The organism is Flagellimonas nanhaiensis, from assembly GCF_003382275.1.
Taxonomy (GTDB): Bacteria; Bacteroidota; Bacteroidia; order Flavobacteriales; family Flavobacteriaceae; genus Flagellimonas; species Flagellimonas nanhaiensis.
In genome coordinates, this window is the sequence record NZ_QTJX01000002.1 from 820,097 (window position 1) to 841,244 (window position 21,148).

Sequence of the window (21,148 nt, forward strand, 5' to 3'; positions counted from 1 at the left end):
TAATTATAAATTGTATCTTTAGTAGAAACTTAAAATTGCCATGCTATGAGGAAATTAGGCCTTTTGGTACTCCTTTTTTCTTTTCTTTTTTTAGGATGCTCTAGTGACAATGATAGTCCCCCAAATGGAGATAACGATAACAACACCCCTCCAGACAATGAACCCAACATAGGAAATGGAGCTGTAACCAATGGATTATCCCCTTGTGAAAATGGAAGTGCGGCGGGCTTTCCATGTCAAGGGTACGACCTTCTTTTTCAAATGGATTTACAAGCTTTTGCAGGAAATGCTGGGAATGATATTTGGGGTTGGACCGATGCATCTACCAATAGGGAGTATGCCATAATCGGTTTGGATAATGGAACGGCATTTGTGGATATTACGGACCAAGCAAACCCTGTTTATTTGGGCAAATTATTGACTGCTACCGTTCCGAGTGGATGGCGCGATGTTAAAGTTTATTCAGACTATGCACTCATTGTTTCCGAAGCGGATAACCATGGGATGCAGATTTTTGATCTTAAAAGACTTAGAAATGTTGCCGATCCGCCAGAAGTTTTCTCTTCAGATGCTCGGTATACTGGAATAGGAAATGCCCATAACATTGTAATCAACGAAAACGAAGGTTTTGCCTATCCCGTTGGAACAGCACGGAGCGATGCCTTTGGCGGAGGAGTTCATTTTGTAAACATTCAAAATCCGCTAAACCCGAATGGGGTTGGAGGTTATGGGGCCAATGGCTATACTCATGATGCCCAGGTGGTCACATACAATGGCCCCGATGCCGATTATACCGGAAGGGAAATTTTCATTGGAGCCAATGAAGACCAGATTGCCATTGTGGACATAACGGATAAGAGCAACCCAACTGAGATAACAACATTGACCTACTCCAACATTGGATATACCCATCAAGGGTGGTTTACTGAAGATCATCGTTATTTTATTTTGGGGGATGAGTTGGATGAAACCGGTTTTGGCTTTAACTCAAGAACGCTGATTTTTGATTTTAGTGATTTGGATAACCCTACTTTGCATACCACCTATTTGGGACCCACGGCAGCTATTGACCACAACGGATATGTGGTAGGAGATGAATTTTTTCTAGCCAATTACACTGCCGGCATGAGAGTACTTGACATTTCAGATATTGAAAATGAAAACATAGCAGAAACAGCATTTTTCGATTCGTATCCGTCCAATAACACTGCTGGATTCAATGGCGTTTGGAGCGTCTACCCCTTTTTTGAAAGTGGAAAGATCCTTATCAATGACATCAATTCAGGATTGTTCGTCGTTCAAAAATCCAACTAAGCAATGAAAAGAATCATACTGTTTTTGTTGCCTTTTGCTTTTTGGTGCTGTTCCGAGGATGCCATCTCAACTGACACTTTGGATCAGATTACTTTTTTGGGAGAGATAGAATGGGTCAAAACCTATGGAGGAAGTGGTGAGGATACAGCCCAGTCCATAATCCAAACTTCTGATGGGGGCTATGCAGTTTTGGGATATAGCAATAGCATTAATGGAGATTTGATGGGAAAGACTCAAGAGGTAAACGATTATTGGCTCCTTAAACTGGATGCAAATGGAGATTTGGAATGGAGCAAGACCTATGGAGGCAGCAAGGATGACAAAGGTCAATCGGTTATCCAGACTTTAGATGGTGGTTATGCCATTGTTGGCTATGCCATGAGTGATGATGGGGACGGAACTAACAACCAGGGCTTTCATGATAACTGGATTTTACGACTGGATGCATCTGGAAATATTCTTTGGGAAAAGAGTTTTGGATTTGCCGGACATGATCATTCCTATGATGTTGTGCAGACACCAGACGGAGGATTTTTCTTTGCAGGATTCCTCGACGTAACCCTATCCAATGGAGAAGGAAATTTTGGGAAAGGTTCTTATCTGACCAGACACGGAGTAGGGGAGTTTTGGGGCACCAAGTTAGATGCCAATGGCAATTTGCAATGGCGAAGATATTTTGGAGGAACCAATAATGACCGGGCCCATGGAGTAGTACAGGCTAATGACGGTGGATTTGTAATGGCTGGCTTCTCAGAAAGTGATGACTTTGATATTTCAAATACCAAAGGGAGCTACGATTTTTGGGTAGTTAAAGTCGATAGTTCAGGAAACATGCTGTGGGAAAGGTCTTTTGGGGGCACCGGGATAGAAATTTCCTATGACATTGTAAAGACCCAAGATGGTGGGTATGCCATAGCAGGCAACACTTTTAGTACAGATACCGATGTATCAAAAAACAACGGGGAATCTGATGTATGGCTTATCAAAATTGATGATAGTGGTAATTTGCTTTGGGAAAGAACTTTTGGGGGCACCGGATTTGATGCTGCAAGGGGACTGAGTACAACTTCGGATGGAGGTTTTGTACTGGCAGGAAATTCTAAAAGCTTAGACGGGGATGCCTCAGAAAGCAATGGAGAAAATGACCTTTGGGTAATTAAAACTGACGCCCAGGGCAACCTTACCTATCAGCAATCTTTTGGAGGGGCAAATCTCGATTTCGGATTTGATGTTCTTGAAAATTCAAATGGAAGTTTGGTGGTGGTCGGAGAAACAGCAAGCGATCTGTTTCAAGATATTGGATCCAAAGGAATGACCGACTTGGTCATCATCAAAATAAAATAGCTCTTCCTGTCCATAGAAAACCCCTATGGAATCATTCGTTATTATAATGTTAGGAAATATGGTAAAACCCTACAGATAACCTATATTTGTACGCTATTTAGAATAAATCCAAGTAAGAATGATTAAAGTTTCGGAGACTGCCAAGAAGAAAGTGGTATCACTTATGACTGAAGAGGGCTTTGACGCATCCACAGATTTTGTTCGGGTGGGAGTAAAAAGTGGAGGCTGCAGCGGATTGTCCTATGAGTTGAATTTTGACAAGATGGCCTCTGACACGGACAAAGTTTTTGAGGATAATGCAGTGAGGATCATTGTGGATAAAAAGAGCTTTCTGTACCTGGTAGGGACCACCTTGGAATATTCTGGAGGATTGAACGGTAAGGGTTTTGTTTTCAATAACCCCAACGCTCAAAGAACATGCGGTTGTGGAGAGAGCTTCTCGCTGTAATGATACAAATGTTGCCAATTGACTAACTGAGAACACATGGCTTACACAGAAGAAGAGTTAAAAAAAGAACTGGAAACCAAGGAATATGAGTATGGTTTCTACACAGATATTGAGTCGGATACCTTTCCAAAGGGATTGAACGAGGACATTGTTATTGCCATTTCAAAGAAGAAGGAAGAACCAGAATGGATGACGGAATGGCGGTTGGAAGCCTTCAAGGTTTGGAAGGAGATGGAAGAACCAGAATGGGCCAATGTTACTTACGAAAAACCAAATTTTCAGGAGATATCATATTATTCAGCCCCCAATAAAAAACCCAAATACGATAGTTTGGATGAGGTGGACCCGGAATTGTTGGATACGTTCAAAAAGTTGGGCATACCGTTAGAGGAGCAGAAAAAATTGGCCGGAGTTGCTGTGGATGTGGTCATGGATTCAGTTTCAGTAGCCACTACGTTCAAGAAAACCCTCGCAGAAAAAGGGATTATTTTCTGTTCTATTTCCGAAGCGATCCAAGAGCATCCTGAACTGGTCAAGAAATACATCGGTACAGTGGTTCCACAAAAGGACAACTTCTATGCCGCGTTGAACTCGGCTGTCTTTTCAGACGGATCTTTTTGTTACATACCTAAAGGAGTTCGTTGTCCTATGGAATTATCCACCTATTTCCGAATCAATCAAGCGGGAACAGGACAGTTCGAACGCACCTTGGTCATAGCCGATGAAGGAAGCTACGTAAGCTACCTGGAAGGTTGTACCGCGCCATCACGTGACGAAAACCAATTGCACGCCGCAGTGGTGGAACTTATTGCTTTGGACAATGCCGAAATCAAGTATTCCACAGTACAAAACTGGTTTCCTGGAGATAAGGAAGGTAAAGGAGGCGTTTTCAATTTTGTGACCAAAAGGGGAATTTGCGAAAAGAATGCAAAGATTTCCTGGACACAGGTAGAGACCGGATCAGCCGTTACTTGGAAATACCCTTCCTGTGTTTTGAAAGGAGACAACTCAATAGGAGAGTTTTATTCCATTGCTGTTACCAACAACTTTCAACAAGCAGATACTGGCACCAAAATGATTCACTTGGGAAAGAACACCAAGAGTACGATTATTTCCAAGGGAATTTCCGCAGGACAGTCACAAAATAGTTATCGTGGATTGGTGCAGGTGAACAGTAGGGCCGAAAATGCCAGGAACTTTTCACAATGTGATTCTTTGTTGATGGGTAATCGATGTGGAGCGCACACATTCCCGTACATCGAAGCCAAAAACAAAACGGCTCAGATTGAGCACGAGGCCACCACCAGTAAAATTGGAGAGGACCAGATTTTTTATTGCAACCAACGAGGTATTGATACAGAAAAGGCAATTGCCCTCATTGTTAATGGATTTAGTAAAGAGGTCTTGAATAAACTTCCGATGGAGTTTGCCGTAGAGGCCCAAAAATTATTGGAAATAAGTTTAGAAGGTTCAGTAGGATAACCAAATCATTCGAAATAATATCGCAAAAAAATGCTAGAGATTAAAGATTTACACGCAAGTGTTGAAGATAAAAAAATACTGAATGGGATCAACCTTCAGGTGAACCCCGGCGAAGTACATGCCATTATGGGTCCAAATGGTTCCGGAAAAAGTACCTTGGCCTCGGTGATTGCCGGAAAAGAGGATTTTGAGATCAAAAAAGGGAATATTTCCTTGGACGGAGAGGACCTAGAAGAGCTGTCCCCAGAGGAAAGGGCACACAAAGGTATTTTCCTTTCGTTTCAATATCCTGTTGAGATTCCAGGGGTTTCGGTGACAAATTTTATAAAAACAGCCATCAACGAATCAAGAAAAGCAAGAGGATTGGAGGATATGCCCGCCAATCAAATGTTGAAATTGATTCGGGAGAAGTCTGAACTTTTGGAAATAGACCGTAAGTTCTTATCGCGTTCCTTGAACGAAGGTTTTTCCGGAGGAGAGAAAAAGAGAAACGAAATATTCCAAATGGCCATGATGGAGCCCAAATTGGCCATCTTGGACGAAACAGATTCTGGATTGGACATTGATGCCCTTCGTATTGTTGCTAATGGGGTCAATAAATTGAGAGGTAAAGACAACGCCATTATCGTGATTACACACTACCAAAGATTGTTGGAATACATAGTTCCGGATTTTGTGCATGTGCTTCATGAAGGTAAGATTGTAAAATCTGGTCCCAAGGAATTGGCTTTGAAGTTGGAAGAAAAAGGATACGATTGGATCAAGCAGGAGACTGTGGTTTAAGTATTGCATGATGGATTTAAAAGATAAATTGCTTTCATCGTTTTTGGCTTTTGAAAACACCGTGGACTTGGACCATCCGGTTCATGAGGTCCGTTCAGAGGCCATAAAGAACTTTGAGATAAAAGGCTTTCCTTCCAAAAAAGAGGAAGCTTGGAAATATACATCCCTGAACAACCTTCAGAAGGTGGACTTCAGCATTTTCCCAAAACGGGAAAGCGCTTTGGAATACAAGGATGTCAAAAAATATTTCATCCATGACATTGACACCTATAAGATCGTCTTTGTGGATGGGGTCTATAGTTCCTACCTCTCTGAAACCACTCATGACGGAGTGGATGTTTGTTTGATGAGCTCCGCTTTCAGCAAGCCCATGTTCAGACAGGTAATTGATGTGTACTTTAATAAGGTGGCATCTAAAGATGAGTCTCTGACGACTTTGAATACAGCTTTTAGCAAAGAAGGGGCGTACATCTATATTCCCAAGAACAAGATGCCCAAAAAGCCTATCCAAATTTTGCATTTGGCCACAGGCAATGAGGCTGCGTTGATGCTTCAACCCAGAAATTTGATCGTTGCTGAGGAAAATGCAGAGGTTCAGATCATAGAACGTCATCAAAGTTTAACGGAAAATGAGGTCTTTACCAATTCCGTGACCGAGATATTTGCGGCCAAGGATGCCCATGTGGATTACTATAAGGTTCAGAATGATGCTGACACAGCTTCATTGGTGGACAACACCTATATTTCCCAAAAAAACAATAGTGTTGTTAAGGTGCACACTTTTTCATTCGGTGGAAAGTTGACAAGAAACAATCTGAATTTCTATCAGAATGGCGAACGAATAGATTCCACCCTAAAGGGTGTTACCATATTGGGAGAAAAACAACATGTGGACCACCATACCTTGGTACACCATGCGCAGCCCAATTGTGAGAGCCATCAAGATTACAAAGGAATTTTTGGGGAAAAGTCTACCGGGGTTTTCAATGGAAAGATCATCGTGGACAAGATTGCTCAAAAGACGAATGCGTTCCAGCAGAACAACAACATCTTGTTGAGTGACAAAGCTTCTATAAACACCAAACCTCAGCTGGAGATTTTTGCTGACGATGTAAAATGCTCCCACGGGTGTACCATTGGTCAGTTGGATGATGATGCTTTGTTCTATCTAAGATCGCGGGGAATTCCCAAAAAAGAGGCCACTGCATTGATGATGTACGCTTTTGCCAATAATGTATTGGAAAGTGTGCGTATACCGGAGTTGAAGGCAAGAATCAACAAGATCATTGCCAACAAGCTTGGGGTTCGTGTGGGATTTGAGCTGTAGTCGAACCTAATTTCATTGGCATTTTCATGACACAAACCTCTATGGACATAATAACCATCAGAAAGGACTTTCCTATTCTCGAAAGAGAGGTCAACGGACAGCCTTTGGTGTATTTGGACAATGCGGCCACATCGCAAACACCTCGACAGGTAATAAACACTATCGTGGATTATTACGAAAGGTACAATGCCAATATCCACCGTGGGGTGCACAGTCTTTCGCAAGAGGCTACCGATGCCTATGAAATTGCTCGAAAAAAGATTCAGGAACATTTCAATATTGGACATTCCCATGAGGTAATCTTTACTTCGGGAACCACCCATAGCATCAATTTAGTGGCGACAGGGTTTACCTCCTTTCTAAAGAAAGGAGATGAGGTTTTGGTGTCGGCCATGGAACACCACTCCAACATTGTGCCTTGGCAAATGTTATGTGAACGTACCGGAGCTACCCTAAAGGTAATTCCCATGAACTTGGAAGGTGAATTGGTTATGGAGGAGTACCATCAATTGCTTTCGGAAAAGACCAAATTGGTATTCTGTAACCACGTCTCCAACGCATTAGGGACCATTAATCCCATTCAAGAGATTATTGATGCGGCCCATAAAGTAGGTGCAGCAGTGTTGATAGATGGAGCCCAGGCCGCTGCCCACATTCAGGCAGACCTAAAGGCTCTTGATGTGGATTTTTATACGGTTTCTGCACATAAAATGTGTGGCCCTACGGGAGTGGGAATACTATATGGAAAGGAAGAGTGGTTGAAAAAACTTCCGCCCTATCAAGGAGGGGGAGAAATGATAGCAGAGGTAACTTTTGAAAAGACCACTTATGCGGACCTTCCCCATAAGTTTGAAGCAGGAACTCCCAATATCTGTGGTGGAATTGCATTTGGTGCCGCCCTGGATTATATCAATTCAATTGGCATGAATGCCATTGCCCAATATGAAGATGAGCTTGTTCAATATGCAACAGAACAGTTGTTGACCATTGAAGGACTGCGGATTTATGGAACCGCAAAGAGGAAAACATCTGTGATTTCATTTAATATTGATGGTATCCATCCGTATGATATTGGAACTATTTTGGATAAGTTGGGGATTGCGGTACGAACTGGACACCATTGTGCACAACCCATTATGGATTTCTACCAAATTCCGGGAACTGTAAGGGCCAGTTTTAGCTTTTACAACACCAAAGAGGAAGTGGATAAACTGGTAGAGGGTGTAAAGAGGGCCAGGAACATGCTGCTATAAAACAGTAGTTATCTTTGTCTTGAAGACTTGATGAGCATTCATCCGAGTTGTACTTTTGAACAAAATTGAGATATGACCATACCGGAAATACAGGAGGAGATTGTTGATGAGTTTTCCATGTTTGATGATTGGATGCAACGCTATGAATACATGATCGAGCTTGGAAAATCCCTTCCTTTGATTGACGAACAGTATAAGACAGATGAGAATATCATCAAAGGTTGCCAGAGCAAGGTATGGGTGCATGCCGAACTAGAAGATGATAAATTGGTTTTTACCGCGGACAGCGATGCCATCATCACCAAAGGTATTATTGCCATATTGATTAGAGCTTTTAGCAATCAAAAGCCACAAGATATCATCGACGCGGACACCATTTTTATTGATGAAATAGGGTTAAAGGAGCATTTGTCTCCAACCCGGGCAAATGGATTGGTCAGCATGATCAAGCAATTGAAATTGTATGCGGTGGCCTATCAAACACAATTAAACTAAAGAAAATGAGCGAAGAGCTTACCATAGACACACAAGAATTGGGAGAGAAGATCGTACGGGTTCTAAAAACCATTTATGATCCGGAAATCCCTGTTGACATCTACGAATTGGGACTGATCTATGATGTTTTTGTGAACACGGATAATGATGTCAAGATATTGATGACCCTGACCTCGCCTAATTGCCCAGTTGCTGAAACTTTACCTGTTGAGGTAGAGGAAAGGGTGAAATCCTTGGACGAGCTCAATGATGTTGAAGTCGAAATCACCTTTGATCCTCCATGGACCCAGGATTTAATGAGTGAGGAGGCCAAGCTGGAATTGGGACTATTATAAATAGATGTTAGATATTAGTATTGAGTAGTTAGAAAATCTCAATACTCAAATCTCAATACTTAAGTCTGATGGATGAAATTGTAAATAGAGTGGCCCAAAGCAAGTTAATCACTTTTGATCTTGAGGAATTATACCCTGAAGGTCCAAGAATGGTTTTGGACATTAAGGATTGGCTTTTTGAAGGCATTATTTTAAAAGAAAAAGATTTCAGAAAACATGTTGAAGACCATGATTGGTCAGTTTACAAAGATGTTTACGTAGCCCTACACTGCTCCACAGAAGCCATAATCCCTGGGTGGGCATTTATGTTGGCGGCTTCCAGACTAAATCCCTACGCCAATAAAGTAGTTGTTGGAGACCTAGAAGATTTGGAGACAGCACTTTATCTTGCCCTACTTGAAAATTTAGATGTTTCACAATTCAAGGATATGCCTGTGATCATCAAAGGATGTTCTAACAAACCTGTACCTGAAAACGCTTATATCACAGCTATTTCCAAAATACAGCCTGTGGCCAAAAGCGTGATGTACGGAGAAGCTTGTTCTTCAGTACCCTTGTACAAGAAAAAATAGCACACAATTTTCAATGTGACATTTCCTATTTTTGGGGTCTAAACACTAAACTCCATACTATGAAAAAACTATTTATTGCTATTACATTGTTTACAGCCTCTTTCAATTTACTTTGGGCACAAACTGCGGAAGAATTGAAAGCCCAAATCGCCCCTAAGAAAGATTCCATTGCTGCCATACAGGGTCGGGTAGATGCGCTTCAGTCTCAATTGGACGCCTTGCCCGGATGGAAAATTGGTGCCTTCGGCACCATTGGAGGAAGTATTTCCGAATTCAACAATTGGTTTGCCCAGGGAATTCCGAACAACTCTTCAGGAACCATAGGTTTTTCGGTGAACGCCTATGCCAATCAACAAGAGGAAAAATTCTTCTGGAGAAATGCGGCCACCGTCAATTTAAATTGGGTGAAGTTAGACGACCAGGATGACCCCAATGACGATTCTGGTTTTAGAGAGTCCACCGATGTGTTCAACATTTCCTCATTGTATGGAAGAAAGTTGAGCGATAAGTTTGCCGTATCCACCTTGGGGGAATATAGAACTACGATTTTAAGCAATTTTAATGACCCAGGGTATTTGGATCTTGGGGTTGGTGCTACGTGGACACCCATCGCTGATTTGGTCGTGGTGATTCATCCGCTTAACTACAACTTTGTGTTCAGCAGTGAGGATACCATTTTTGAGTCTTCCCTTGGTGCAAAGATCGTTGCTGACTATACCAAGAAAATTGGAGCGGTAAACTTTAAGAGCAACCTTTCCATGTTTCAAAGCTATAAAAGCGGGGATTTGAGCAATTGGACCTGGACCAATTCTTTTGCTTATACCTTATGGAAAATGATTGGGGTAGGTTTTGATTTTGGATTGCGGAACAACAAACAGGAGACTCTCAACTACATTGTAAACAATGCACCCACTCCTGATCCAGATGCGACATTCGACACCATTGACAACGAACTGCAGACGTACTGGACATTGGGCTTGAGCTACTCGTTCTAAAAGAAGTGAAAATAAAAAAAAGCCCTCATTAATGAGGGCTTTTTTATGGGGTTAAATTATGATTTGAGGTTGTTTTTAAAGCCATGGTCTAAGTAGGTTAAGTTCATAAAAGACTTGGCGAGACACTAAGACTTAAAAACAGCATGAAAATAGTTTTTCTGTGGTTAGACCTTAAATTTTTGTTGTGAATCCACAGAAAGTTGTGGTGGAAAAAGTTAAGTACTACCGTTCATCGATGAAGCAGACAGATGGTCGGATAGTTGTCTAATACTGATCTAGATGCTCTGGATATAAAAAATTGTTGTAAGGGAACCGGGTAACATGGATGTCTCTCACCTCATCGTAGACTCGTTTTCTAAATTCATCCAGATTTTGCTTGTTCAAAGCCGAAATAAAAAGCGCCCGATCCCCAATTTTATTGAACCAGGTATTCTTCCAATCCTCAATGGTAAAATGGGCCTTGGTGCGCTCAGTTACCAGGTCATCCTCATCAATGGTTTCGGGTTGGTACTGATCTATTTTATTGAAGACCATTATGGTCTTTTTGTTGGCGCTTTTAATTTCATCCAGAATGTTGTTCACTGAGTCGATGTGCTCTTCAAAATTAGGATGAGAAATATCGACTACATGCAACAGTAGGTCAGCTTCCCTGACTTCATCCAAGGTGCTTTTAAAACTTTCCACCAATTGTGTGGGCAGTTTTCTGATGAAACCTACGGTATCGCTCAACAAAAACGGAAGATTGCCAATCACTACTTTTCGAACCGTGGTGTCCAGAGTGGCGAACAACTTGTTTTCCGCAAAAACATCGCTCTTACTGATTACGTTCATTAAAGTGGATTTGCCAACATTGGTGTAGCCCACCAAGGCCACTCTTACCAAGGCACCTCTGTTGCCACGCTGGGTTTCCATTTGCCGGTCAATCTTGGAGAGCTTTCTTTTTAGCAGCGCAATACGATCACGAACAATCCTTCTATCCGTTTCAATTTCCGTTTCACCGGGACCGCGCATTCCAATACCCCCTCTTTGCCGTTCCAAGTGTGTCCAGAGTCCGGTCAAACGGGGAAGCAGGTATTCGTACTGTGCCAGTTCAACTTGCGTTCTTGCGTAACTGGTTTGGGCGCGTTGGGCAAAAATATCTAGGATAAGACTGGTCCTGTCCAAAATTTTGCAGCGTAATAGTTTTTCAATATTGTTCTGCTGGGCAGGCGAAAGTTCATCATCAAAAATTACAGAGCCAATTTCGTTCTCTTTTACATAACGCTGCACCTCCTCCATTTTACCACTGCCTATATACGTCTTGGGATTGGGTACTTCTACCCTTTGGGTAAACCTTTTTTGAACCTCACCACCAGCGGTGTAGGTTAAAAACTCAAGTTCATCCAAATATTCGTTGACCTTGTCCTCGTTCTGATTCGTATTGACAACTCCAATAAGAACCGCTTTTTCATACTGTATGGCCTTCTTTTCTAGCATTGAATCAATTAAAGTGCAAATCTAAACAATGTTTTGGAAGCTGTTTTTTGTACTTTGGATTTTATATTGCCTGAAACACTAACTCATTTTTGAATTGAAGAATAAAAACAAGCATACCATAGCGTTCTATAATCTTGAGAATTTTTTTGATACCAAAGATGACCCCCATACATTGGATGATGATTTCACCCCCAAGGGGTTTAAAAAATGGAGCACGTCCAAATTCAGAAAAAAGGTCAAGAAAATTGGGAAGACCATTTCCCAGATAGGTTTTGAAGAAAGCAAAAGGCCCCCAGCTTTGATTGGGATTGCCGAAGTGGAAAACAAAGAGGTGATAAAAGCCCTGTTGAAAAGCAAATCCTTACGTGATGAGGAATATGATTTTGTCCATTTTGATTCACCCGATGAACGTGGGATTGATACTGCTCTTATCTACCACAGCGAACATTTTAAGGTGCTGGGGTCGGAGATCCTTCCTTTGTTAGTTGAGGATGATGATGGGAATCGGGATTTCACTCGAGATATTCTATATGTCAACGGAAAACTGAACGATGAGGAAATTCATGTCTTTGTAAACCATTGGCCATCCCGAAGGGATGGAGCTGACGAGACCAGTTATAAACGAATTAAGGCGGCGGAGACGGTTCTTCAAAAATTGGATCGTTTAAATGTAGATTTGCCCAACATCATTGTTATGGGAGATTTTAATGATGACCCCAATTCTGAGAGTATTCAGACCCTAATGGGTTCGGGCAGGTTCATCAATCCCATGCAAAAATTGTTATCTCCAGTTTCAGGCAGTGCCAATTACAAAGGAAAGTGGAGCCTTTTTGATCAAATATTGGTTTCGCATACCTTTTTGAATTACGAACCAGGTACACACAGTTTTGAAAAAGCTAAAATATTTGCTCCGAAATTTTTAACGGAATGGAAAGGTAAATACAAGGGCAATCCGTTCAGGACTTTTGTAGGAAGAAAGTATCTGGGAGGTTACAGCGACCACTTTCCGGTGTTTGTTATTGTTGAAAAAAACTAAACAAAACAATAGGGAAAAATACTACAAACCACAAAAATCTTTGTTTTCACAACAGCACTAGGTAAAAATCTGTGTAATTCATCGAAATAAGGTGGGCTTTTGTCGAAGATTTTAGGGTTGAGCTTAAATTTGTAATCCAAATCTTACTTAAACTTAACCTAATGGATTACAGAAATTCCTTCTTCAGAATCGGATTCTCTTCTTCGCTACTGTTTTTGCTGTTAGGTACTTTTACAATTTACGGACAATCTTCAAAGGCCAAGGCCAATATTCGTGCTAAATATGACCAACAAAAAATGGCTTCATTGATAGCAGAAATGGAGCGTGATTATGAATCCCAGACTTCTAAAATGGCACTTTTGGCCAAAGCTAAAAATGGAAAAACTCTAGAGAAACTTCAAAATGGTTCCGTGGTTGGGTTGTCAGATTTGGGTTCTGATGGAACACTTTTGTACTACACTACATTGAACGATCCAACAAACCAGGCTTGTAGGGCCAATGCCCTTTACACCAATGGTTTGTTGAACTTGGGCTTGGATGGCAAAGGAATGGAAGTAGGTGTCTGGGATGCCGGTGTGGCGTTAACGACCCATCAGGAATTTGGTTCCAGGGCTAAGAACGCAGATAACTCTGATGAGATTGGTTCGCATTCTACCATGGTAACCGGTAACCTTATTTCTTCTGGAGTAAAAGCCAATGCAAAAGGAGTGGTTTATGGTGCTGAGGCTTTGACCTACGATTGGACACGAGATAAAATTGAGGTGGCCGAGGCGGCATCCAACGGGCTATTGTTGAGCAATCATTCCTATGGAATTATGTCGGACAGGGTTCCAGATTGGTATTTTGGGTCTTACATTAAGGTTACCCAAGATTGGGATAAGATCATGTACAATGCACCTTACTATTTAATGGTAACCGCGGCAGGGAATGCGCAGAATTCTGGAGATAATGCAACTCCTAATTTTGGAAAGACGCAGGATGGGTTTGATTTATTGTTGGGGTTTGCGACTTCCAAAAATGGACTTACCATAGCAGGGGCCAATACCAAAATAGGAAACGAAGGGGAACTGGAAGAAGCATGGGTTACTGGATACAGTAGTTTTGGACCTGTTGACGATGGACGTGTTAAGCCAGATTTGGCTGGTGATGGTTCTTCCATTCTTACGACAACTTCAACCTCTAACTCAAGCTATGAGTCCTCAGCAGGAACTTCCATGGCGGCACCTGGTGTTACCGGGTCTCTACTATTGTTGCAACAATATTACGAGGAGCTTTACGGAGACTTCATGAAGGCAGCAACCCTAAAGGGTTTGGCTTTGCATACTGCGGATGATGTTGATGCACCAGGACCAGATTATAAAATGGGTTGGGGCGTTATGAATGCCAAAACTGCGGCAGAGGTGTTGCAAAATAGAGAATACACTACTTTGGTCAATGAAGAGAGCCTGCAAGATGGTCAAACGTTTTCAATAACTGTAAACGCCAATGGGGCGGAAACTTTGATGGCTTCCATTTCATGGACAGACCCTGAGGGGGAATACATCAATCGAGGTGAGTTGAACAGTACAACCCCGGCCTTGATCAATGATCTTGATATTCGTGTAACTAAAAATGGAGAAACCCATCTACCTTGGAAATTGAATCCGGCAAAAGCCAATAACGCTGCAACTCGGGGAGATAATAGAGTTGATCCTTTTGAGCGTATTGAAATTGCCAATGCCCAGGGGGAATATACCATCACGGTATCACATAAGGGAATGCTAAAAGATGGATTTCAAGATTTTTCTTTGATAGTGAGCGGTGCCCAAATATCCATGTGTTCCATTGAAACACCTTCAGATATGGAATTGGTTTCGTCAACAACAGCAAGTTCAACAATTTCTTGGTCCGAAGCGGAAGAAACTCTTTTTGAGGTTCAATACAGGGCCGTTAGTGAGGATATTTGGAAAAGTGAGTTTGTGTGGAACAACAGTTTTGAAATTCAAGATTTGGAAGCAGGCATTTTTTATGAAGCTCAGGTGCGATCTATTTGTACAGAGAATGCAGTATCTGATTTTTCGGATGTCATTGAATTTCAATTCAATGGGGAAGAAACCGAGATTTATAGCTATGAGACTTTCACCCATAACGAGGGGTTGGAGGTTATGGTTTATCCAAATCCAGCGGTCAACTATTTAAGTGTTGAAGCTGAATTATCTAAAGATGCAGTGTATTCTGTTGTTACCGCTTCTGGGAATATTATCAAGAGGGGCAATATCAATGGAGACATAGATGTGTCATGTTTGGCTTCAGGGCTATATGTTCTTGTGGTTCAAGATTATTCAGGGATAAAGAGCAGTAAGTTTTATAAAAACTAAGTTTTTAAAGTGACGATGATGAAAGTAATAGACCGAGGTATAAATCGCACCAAAGTATGGGGAACATTGCTGTTTCTGCCCATTATATTTTTTTGATTTCCTCTTCCATCAAAAGCTCTTCGTTCCTCAATCTTAAAAAAACCTGTGCCGTGGTCACCACATCCAACTCGCAGTAGGTAACGATGCGGTCCAAATCCTTTTCTTCGTAATACACATCCCTTACCATACTTCCGTCCATATCTTCCTTGGGTGATGGAATGCCCAAAACGTTGGCCAATAATTTCAGTGAGGTGTAATGTTTGTAATCTCCAAACTTCCAAAGTTCCATGGTGTCCAGATGAGGAACCTCCCACGGTTTTTTGCCAAACAAGTCCAGTTTATAGGGAAGGGTAATCCCGTTGATCACCATTCTCCGGGCAATGTATGGAAAGTCGAATTCCTTTCCATTATGCGCACAGAGCAGATGTTTGGGTTGATTGAAATGATCTCTTAAAAGACTTTTGAAATCTTTCAGAATGGTGACTTCGTCACCATGAAATGAGGTGACCCTAAAACTTCTTTGCCCTCCTTTCGTGGTAAAATAGCCAACAGAAATGCAAACTACTTTACCAAATTCGGCCCAAATTCCAGCGCGGTCATAAAACTCTTCAGGGGTGAACTCCTCTTTACGCTGATATTTGGACTTTTGTTCCCAAAGAATTTGGGAGGCGGGTTCCAAATCTTCAAAGCTTGGCGTTAAAGGTACTGTCTCTATATCCAGAAAAAGGATATGCTCCAAAGGTATCTTTTTGATCATGCAGGAAAATACTAATTCAGAAGGTAAAATAACCCTATGAAACAATAAATCGTATATTGTAATTGACGAAAAGGGCTTTGAAATTGAAAAATTGGATATTGACATTGGTAATCCTAGGGTTAATGGGATGCTCTTCTGACCTTGAAAGGGAGAAAACCTCGACAACAAAGATCAGCGCGGATTTTTTAGTGATTGGGGAGGATTTGACCAGCGTTTTTCAATATTCCCATGATTCTGAATCCGATTCTGGGACCACTTTCAATTTAACCGATGAACTTGGGGTGCCACCAAACTATTTAACACTTGTTCAGCAAAATGAAGTGCTGTCCTTTTATTCCTTTGCCCAGGGATCTTTTACGTTGGCCATAAAAAATACTTCCACAGGAGAAACCAAGATATTTGAGAATTTCTACACCAACACTCCTGAGAGGTCCATCACCTGGGGAATAAACAACGAGGCCAATGTCTTCTTCGGCTATTTTGGAGCTCTTGGTGGGGGCAATTTTGCTCTTCATGATTTGCAACTCGAAGGTACCGACAGGGAGGATGTTACGGTTGATTTTAATGTTGGGGCAACTTTTCGCCCGCTTTTGTACAAAGAAAAGGTCTATATAGCTTTTAGGGATAACCAAGGAAACTATAAGCTTACATTTTATGACCCCATGACAATGTCCACGGGCCGGATTTTAAATTTCGGAACTGTGCCCATCAGTTTTTTTAGCACTGAGTCTGGAAACATCGCGGTTGTCAAGAACGAGCTAAATGGCGATATGGAAATCTATAACCCTGAAGATCTTTCCTTTAAGGAAAGTTATGAAATGGATATTTCTTTGGGCTTTGCCCCGGGAATGATAGACGATGCCGTTCTAGTGGGAAACGAACTGTACTTTAATATAATCTACCCCCAGCCCTCCAGATTTGTAAAGGGACCGGCAATATATAATTTGGCCACTAGGGAAACCACTGTTTTGAACTTACCAGATTTGGTGGGACAAGTAGAAACTGAAATTGGAAAGGCCATTAATTTTACCGTTCAGGTGTATGACCCCTCACATGATGTATTTTTAATGGGGTATGGCACTTTTGGTGATGATGCTGAAGGGGGTGTGGTTGCAACCTCGGTTGATGGGGAGTTGTTACAGCAAACTTCTTTGCCATTTTTCCCCACATATTTCTTGAAGAACTAAAAGAGTGACTGTTGAGGTGAAGGACTTTCATGTTCCAACAACCACTTTTTTCTATGGAGTCCACCGGCATACCCTACCAAATCACCGTTAGACCCGATGACCCTGTGACAAGGAACCACGATCCATAACGGATTTCTTCCATTGGCTGCAGCTACTGCACGAATTGCTTTGGGATCCCCCAACCTTTTTGAAAGCTCAAGATAAGAAACGGTTTTCCCATAAGGGATTTTCTGAAGCTCGACCCATACCCGTTTTTGAAAATCGGTGCCTTTGGGGTTTAGTTTGAGGTTAAATTGCTTTCTGGAACCCTCAAAATATTCCTTTAGTTGGTAAACAGCGTCTTCTAAAACCTCTGGAATTATACCTAAAGGTTTATTTTCTTCCAATACCGAGATGGAACACAGTCCATTTTCATCACCTTGAAGCTCTGCAAAACCGATAGGAGTTTGTAAATAAGTAAGTTCCATTTTGTTATTTAACCTTCATCTTCAATAATTCCTAATCGCTTGGCGCGGGTTTCCCAGTTCTTTCTGGCCAGTACCTGAAGGTCTTCCACATTGTCACTTTCATCCATAATCTCCAATCCCAACAAAGTTTCAATTACATCTTCCATGGTAACAAGGCCGCTCACTGAGCCATACTCGTCCACAACCAGGGAAATATGATCCCGTTGCTCAACAAATTTTTCAAAAAGCTCCGGAATGGGTTTGTTTCTGTTGGTGACCAAGAGTTCACGTTTCAATGTAGAAAGTTTTTCTTCTCCGTGGTTGTTGATTATCGCTTCAAGCAACTCATCTTTTAGAAAGAAGCCAGTAATGTTGTCCATGCGATCTTTATACAGCGGAATTCTTGAGAACCGTAATGGACGGTTGGATTCAAAAAAGGTTTGGATGGTAGTATCCTCGGAGGCAACTTTCATCACCGTTCTGGGAGTCATTACATCTTTGGCTAGAATTTCATCAAACTTTAAAAGGTTCTTTATGACCTTGGATTCAGATTCTTGGAAGACTCCTTCTTCATGGGCGATGTCCGTCATTGCCGTAAAATCCTCTCGGCTCAACACACTGCCGTGATGGCCCTTTTTGCCAATTAACTTGGTGAATAATTGTAATAGCCACAACAGTCCGGTCCATTTCAGTACAAAGACCATGACCTTTAAAGCTTTAGCTGTAAAATTTGCGAGTTGTCTCCAATAGGTTGCCCCAATGGTCTTTGGTATGATTTCCGAAGCGACCAAAATCAAAATGGTCATTACCGTGGAAACAATACCAACCATTAAATCTTCAGTAAATTCCAATCCGAAGAACTGGCGACTTGTTGAACCATACAGCTCTGCATAAGCCACTTTGGCCTGTACACCTACCAAAATGGCGCCAACAGTATGGGCAATGGTATTAAGTGTAAGAATGGCTATAAGTGGTTTGTCGACGTCTTTTTTTAGAGTTTCCAGTGTATCGGCATATTCTTTCCCTTCTTGCTTTTTTACATTGATAAAAGTTGGGGTGATGCTCAGAAGCACAGCCTCCAAAATGGAACATAGAAATGAAAAGAAAATGGAAATAACGGCATAAAACAGTAGCAGTCCCATGAATCTGTGTATTGATTCAAAAGTAACCAAAAATGCATACAACAAGGTGTTGCTGAGTGCTTTTTATGCCAGTTTTACTTTACATCCAAGAAGACACCCACGGCAAAAGAGGGGTCTGCATAGATGATCCTACCGTCCAAAGCAGTACCATAAGTGGCAGATACTCCAAGTTTTGGAGTAATGTAGTAGGCTGCTTCAAAACTTAGCCCAACAAATTCGATATTATTGGCAAAAAGACTCCCTTGATCGTTTTGGACATTCAATGACCCATTTTGTAATGATTGGACAACATCCAATTTGCCCGCTACCCATAGACTATTGAAAAATTGGATGCCAAGCTCGGCTCCAACCCGTAGCTCATCTGAAAAGTCCTGGGTGCGGTTGTTAAAACCAAGATATGTTTTTGCATAGGAGGGATGGTTCCCGATATTGAAAGGAGTGCCCGCATCAACTTTCAATAATTGATTGAATTCACCATCACCTGTTTGAAAAGTGCCATCGATACCTCCTGAGTCATTTCCTGAAGGAATACCAAATAGCAAGGTCGCTGATACCGCCAACGCATCTTTTTTGATGATTCCGTAGGTGACACCCAAATCTATATCTCCAATGGAGTTTACAGATTCTCCTTCAGCAATAGGTTCATTTGTGATCCCAGAAAACACATCATCTTGGTGGGCCCTTGCAAAAAAAGGGATGTAGCCGATCAAATTCCATCTATCCGTCAAACCGTATTCTGCATAAAGGTTAATATTGAATTGACTTCTGGTTGTATTGGGTTCTATTTCACCGGTGTCGGAAAAATGCTGGTCGGCTTCCAGATACCAAGCTGAAAGCTTGTAATAACCGTCTCCGGCCTTCCGGGTCCATTGGCCAAATGAAAGATGGGATGATACAAGAAACACAAACAGAACTAATGGGGATATTCTCATGATTACTTCTTAATCTTTTAATAGATAGTTCCTCAATTAGTTACAGTTAGAAAATAAAACTTACAATTGAGAAAAAAAGAAAAAGCAGGAACAGTGAAAATTTAAGAATTCAAGATTCTATTTACTGCTGCTCGACTGAGCTTGGTAAAAAATGTGCTGCAATGCAGTTCTGATATTCAAATTGTAGAGCTCTCTATGGCTCCGCGAAGGATAAACACGATTAGAGAGAAAAATAAAGACCATATCGTTTTCCGGATCGGCCCAAACAAAGGTTCCGGTAAACCCGGAATGGCCAAAACTGCTTTTGCTGGCCATGGGAGAGGGGTAGGCCTCTTTCAGGACTAAAGTATCGTTACCTATTAACGGTTTGTCAAAACCTAATCCCCTACGGTTATTGTTTTCAGGATACTGTATTGTTGTGAATTCTTTGACAACCTCTTTTGAGATCAATTGCCTGTTTCCAATAGCACCATAATTTTTATAGAAGAGCATAATTTTGGCCAAATCCTCTGCCGTTCCGAACAATCCCGCATTTCCTGAAACACCTCCCTTTAATGATGCATTTTCATCATGAACCCATCCTTTAACCAAAGTTTTTCTGAAAAGTGTATCATTCTCGGTGGGGACAATCTTATTAGGAAAACTTCTATTGCTCGGATTAAAACCTAAGGTTTTACATCCCAAGGGATCATAGAAATTCTGTTTCAAATAGGTTTCATAATCAGTATGGGTCAATTGCTCGATCAACTGAGGATAGATTAGAAAGGAAAGACCTGAATAACGATATTTTTTTTCATCAGATACTTTGGAACGATTGATTATTCGGTCCATTTTTTGCTCAAATCGGTTGTTGAGATAAAGGCCTTCGTATACCTGGATTTGGAATTTTTTGCTGGACTGGGGTCTTAAAAATCTTTTTTTAAGCTTTCCTTTTTTGACGACCTTTTGCAAGAAGACAATGTAGGGAATCAATCCAGCCTGGTGACTTAAAATTTGGCGAATGGAGAGGTCCTTTTTGTTTTTTCTGTTACTCCAGGGTTTCCAATAGTTGCTGAAGGGTTTGTCCAAATCCAATTTGCCCTCATCTACCAGTTTCATGATTGCTGGCAAGGGACCGGTAATTTTAGTGACCGAAGCCAAATCATAAATATCGTTGGGAGCAACAACTTGGACGCTATCATAGGTGTGGTAACCATAGGTTTTATGGAAAACTACGGTATCGTTTTTGGCCACCAATACTTGAGCTCCCGGAAAAGCTTGGTTTTGTATGCTAAACGCCATAATGGAATCCACCTTTTGGAAAATATAGGTTTCGTCCATTCCAAGTTTGGATGGAGAGGCATGGACGAGTTCATTTTGTGCACTTATGCTATCCAAAAAAAAGACAGTGCAGATAGAAATCAAAAGGAATTTGTTCCACAAAATCAT

20 protein-coding genes are annotated in these 21,148 nt (G+C 41.4%); 14 read left to right on the forward strand and 6 right to left on the reverse strand.

Annotated elements, in window-relative coordinates:
* Positions 1 to 45: 45 nt before the first annotated feature.
* The 11 genes from DX873_RS11245 (at position 46) to DX873_RS11295 (ending at position 10,348) form a co-directional block, all read left to right on the forward strand.
* Positions 46 to 1,314 carry a choice-of-anchor B family protein gene (locus DX873_RS11245; protein WP_116184529.1) on the forward strand — a complete coding sequence of 423 codons (1,269 nt, stop codon included), beginning with the start codon at positions 46 to 48 and terminating at the stop codon, positions 1,312 to 1,314.
* 3 nt (positions 1,315 to 1,317) lie between these two features.
* Positions 1,318 to 2,658, forward strand: coding sequence for a hypothetical protein (locus tag DX873_RS11250; protein ID WP_181899480.1), 1,341 nt, complete (start codon positions 1,318 to 1,320; stop codon positions 2,656 to 2,658).
* A gap of 118 nt (positions 2,659 to 2,776) precedes the next feature.
* Positions 2,777 to 3,106, forward strand: a complete 330-nt coding sequence (locus DX873_RS11255) for a HesB/IscA family protein (protein WP_116184530.1) — start codon at positions 2,777 to 2,779, stop codon at positions 3,104 to 3,106.
* Positions 3,107 to 3,142: 36 nt separating this feature from the next.
* Positions 3,143 to 4,588: a Fe-S cluster assembly protein SufB gene (sufB, locus tag DX873_RS11260; RefSeq protein ID WP_116184531.1), complete on the forward strand. Its 1,446-nt coding sequence runs from the start codon at positions 3,143 to 3,145 to the stop codon at positions 4,586 to 4,588.
* A 30-nt stretch (positions 4,589 to 4,618) separates the two neighbouring features.
* A complete protein-coding gene (sufC, locus tag DX873_RS11265) occupies positions 4,619 to 5,371 on the forward strand; it encodes a Fe-S cluster assembly ATPase SufC (protein ID WP_116184532.1) in 753 nt (250 codons plus the stop codon).
* A 10-nt stretch (positions 5,372 to 5,381) separates the two neighbouring features.
* Positions 5,382 to 6,698, forward strand: coding sequence for a Fe-S cluster assembly protein SufD (sufD, locus tag DX873_RS11270; protein WP_116184884.1), 1,317 nt, complete (start codon positions 5,382 to 5,384; stop codon positions 6,696 to 6,698).
* Positions 6,699 to 6,724: 26 nt separating this feature from the next.
* On the forward strand, positions 6,725 to 7,951 hold the full coding sequence (locus DX873_RS11275) for an aminotransferase class V-fold PLP-dependent enzyme (RefSeq protein ID WP_116184533.1): 1,227 nt from the start codon (positions 6,725 to 6,727) through the stop codon (positions 7,949 to 7,951).
* 72 nt (positions 7,952 to 8,023) lie between these two features.
* The gene (locus DX873_RS11280; protein ID WP_116184534.1) at positions 8,024 to 8,446 is read left to right on the forward strand and encodes a SufE family protein; all 423 of its coding nucleotides are present in this window, start codon (positions 8,024 to 8,026) and stop codon (positions 8,444 to 8,446) included.
* Positions 8,447 to 8,451: 5 nt separating this feature from the next.
* Entirely contained in the window at positions 8,452 to 8,781 is a 330-nt protein-coding gene (locus DX873_RS11285; RefSeq protein WP_116184535.1) for a DUF59 domain-containing protein, read from the forward strand.
* Positions 8,782 to 8,849: 68 nt separating this feature from the next.
* Entirely contained in the window at positions 8,850 to 9,353 is a 504-nt protein-coding gene (locus DX873_RS11290; protein WP_116184536.1) for a DUF2480 family protein, read from the forward strand.
* 59 nt (positions 9,354 to 9,412) lie between these two features.
* The gene (locus tag DX873_RS11295; protein WP_116184537.1) at positions 9,413 to 10,348 is read left to right on the forward strand and encodes a DUF3078 domain-containing protein; all 936 of its coding nucleotides are present in this window, start codon (positions 9,413 to 9,415) and stop codon (positions 10,346 to 10,348) included.
* A gap of 264 nt (positions 10,349 to 10,612) precedes the next feature.
* Here the strand turns inward: DX873_RS11295 and hflX are convergent, their stop codons facing one another.
* On the reverse strand, positions 10,613 to 11,824 hold the full coding sequence (gene hflX, locus DX873_RS11300) for a GTPase HflX (RefSeq protein ID WP_116184538.1): 1,212 nt from the start codon (positions 11,822 to 11,824) through the stop codon (positions 10,613 to 10,615).
* Positions 11,825 to 11,918: 94 nt separating this feature from the next.
* On the opposite strand from hflX, the gene DX873_RS11305 reads away from it, so the two are divergent.
* Positions 11,919 to 12,860, forward strand: coding sequence for an endonuclease/exonuclease/phosphatase family protein (locus DX873_RS11305; protein WP_232520901.1), 942 nt, complete (start codon positions 11,919 to 11,921; stop codon positions 12,858 to 12,860).
* A gap of 161 nt (positions 12,861 to 13,021) precedes the next feature.
* Positions 13,022 to 15,217, forward strand: a complete 2,196-nt coding sequence (locus DX873_RS11310; RefSeq protein ID WP_116184540.1) for a S8 family serine peptidase — start codon at positions 13,022 to 13,024, stop codon at positions 15,215 to 15,217.
* 82 nt (positions 15,218 to 15,299) lie between these two features.
* On the opposite strand, the gene DX873_RS11315 is transcribed toward DX873_RS11310, so the two are convergent.
* On the reverse strand, positions 15,300 to 16,013 hold the full coding sequence (locus DX873_RS11315) for a 3'-5' exonuclease (protein WP_116184541.1): 714 nt from the start codon (positions 16,011 to 16,013) through the stop codon (positions 15,300 to 15,302).
* Between the two features lie 122 nt (positions 16,014 to 16,135).
* On the opposite strand from DX873_RS11315, the gene DX873_RS11320 reads away from it, so the two are divergent.
* On the forward strand, positions 16,136 to 17,200 hold the full coding sequence (locus DX873_RS11320; RefSeq protein ID WP_116184542.1) for a hypothetical protein: 1,065 nt from the start codon (positions 16,136 to 16,138) through the stop codon (positions 17,198 to 17,200).
* On the opposite strand, the gene DX873_RS11325 is transcribed toward DX873_RS11320, so the two are convergent.
* The 4 genes from DX873_RS11325 to DX873_RS11340 form a co-directional block, all read right to left on the reverse strand.
* Entirely contained in the window at positions 17,197 to 17,667 is a 471-nt protein-coding gene (locus DX873_RS11325; protein ID WP_116184543.1) for a methylated-DNA--[protein]-cysteine S-methyltransferase, read from the reverse strand. The genes DX873_RS11320 and DX873_RS11325 overlap by 4 nt on opposite strands.
* Before the next feature lie 8 nt (positions 17,668 to 17,675).
* Positions 17,676 to 18,788 (reverse strand): CNNM domain-containing protein, encoded by a 1,113-nt coding sequence (locus DX873_RS11330; RefSeq protein ID WP_116184544.1) that lies wholly within the window; start codon positions 18,786 to 18,788, stop codon positions 17,676 to 17,678.
* A gap of 74 nt (positions 18,789 to 18,862) precedes the next feature.
* Positions 18,863 to 19,720 (reverse strand): hypothetical protein, encoded by an 858-nt coding sequence (locus DX873_RS11335; protein ID WP_116184545.1) that lies wholly within the window; start codon positions 19,718 to 19,720, stop codon positions 18,863 to 18,865.
* 117 nt (positions 19,721 to 19,837) lie between these two features.
* A complete protein-coding gene (locus DX873_RS11340) occupies positions 19,838 to 21,148 on the reverse strand; it encodes a serine hydrolase domain-containing protein (protein WP_116184546.1) in 1,311 nt (436 codons plus the stop codon).

Bases quoted from the DNA above. Each gene is read 5' to 3' on its own strand.
- DX873_RS11245 (WP_116184529.1), top strand. From the start codon at position 46: ATGAGGAAATTAGGCCTTTTGGTACTCCTTTTTTCTTTTCTTTTTTTA.
- DX873_RS11250 (WP_181899480.1), top strand. From the start codon at position 1,318: ATGAAAAGAATCATACTGTTTTTGTTGCCTTTTGCTTTTTGGTGCTGT.
- DX873_RS11255 (WP_116184530.1), top strand. From the start codon at position 2,777: ATGATTAAAGTTTCGGAGACTGCCAAGAAGAAAGTGGTATCACTTATG.
- sufB (WP_116184531.1), top strand. From the start codon at position 3,143: ATGGCTTACACAGAAGAAGAGTTAAAAAAAGAACTGGAAACCAAGGAA.
- sufC (WP_116184532.1), top strand. From the start codon at position 4,619: ATGCTAGAGATTAAAGATTTACACGCAAGTGTTGAAGATAAAAAAATA.
- sufD (WP_116184884.1), top strand. From the start codon at position 5,382: ATGGATTTAAAAGATAAATTGCTTTCATCGTTTTTGGCTTTTGAAAAC.
- DX873_RS11275 (WP_116184533.1), top strand. From the start codon at position 6,725: ATGACACAAACCTCTATGGACATAATAACCATCAGAAAGGACTTTCCT.
- DX873_RS11280 (WP_116184534.1), top strand. From the start codon at position 8,024: ATGACCATACCGGAAATACAGGAGGAGATTGTTGATGAGTTTTCCATG.
- DX873_RS11285 (WP_116184535.1), top strand. From the start codon at position 8,452: ATGAGCGAAGAGCTTACCATAGACACACAAGAATTGGGAGAGAAGATC.
- DX873_RS11290 (WP_116184536.1), top strand. From the start codon at position 8,850: ATGGATGAAATTGTAAATAGAGTGGCCCAAAGCAAGTTAATCACTTTT.
- DX873_RS11295 (WP_116184537.1), top strand. From the start codon at position 9,413: ATGAAAAAACTATTTATTGCTATTACATTGTTTACAGCCTCTTTCAAT.
- hflX (WP_116184538.1), bottom strand. From the start codon at position 11,824: ATGCTAGAAAAGAAGGCCATACAGTATGAAAAAGCGGTTCTTATTGGA.
- DX873_RS11310 (WP_116184540.1), top strand. From the start codon at position 13,022: ATGGATTACAGAAATTCCTTCTTCAGAATCGGATTCTCTTCTTCGCTA.
- DX873_RS11315 (WP_116184541.1), bottom strand. From the start codon at position 16,013: ATGATCAAAAAGATACCTTTGGAGCATATCCTTTTTCTGGATATAGAG.
- DX873_RS11320 (WP_116184542.1), top strand. From the start codon at position 16,136: ATGGGATGCTCTTCTGACCTTGAAAGGGAGAAAACCTCGACAACAAAG.
- DX873_RS11325 (WP_116184543.1), bottom strand. From the start codon at position 17,667: ATGGAACTTACTTATTTACAAACTCCTATCGGTTTTGCAGAGCTTCAA.
- DX873_RS11330 (WP_116184544.1), bottom strand. From the start codon at position 18,788: ATGGGACTGCTACTGTTTTATGCCGTTATTTCCATTTTCTTTTCATTT.
- DX873_RS11335 (WP_116184545.1), bottom strand. From the start codon at position 19,720: ATGAGAATATCCCCATTAGTTCTGTTTGTGTTTCTTGTATCATCCCAT.
- DX873_RS11340 (WP_116184546.1), bottom strand. From the start codon at position 21,148: ATGATTTTGTGGAACAAATTCCTTTTGATTTCTATCTGCACTGTCTTT.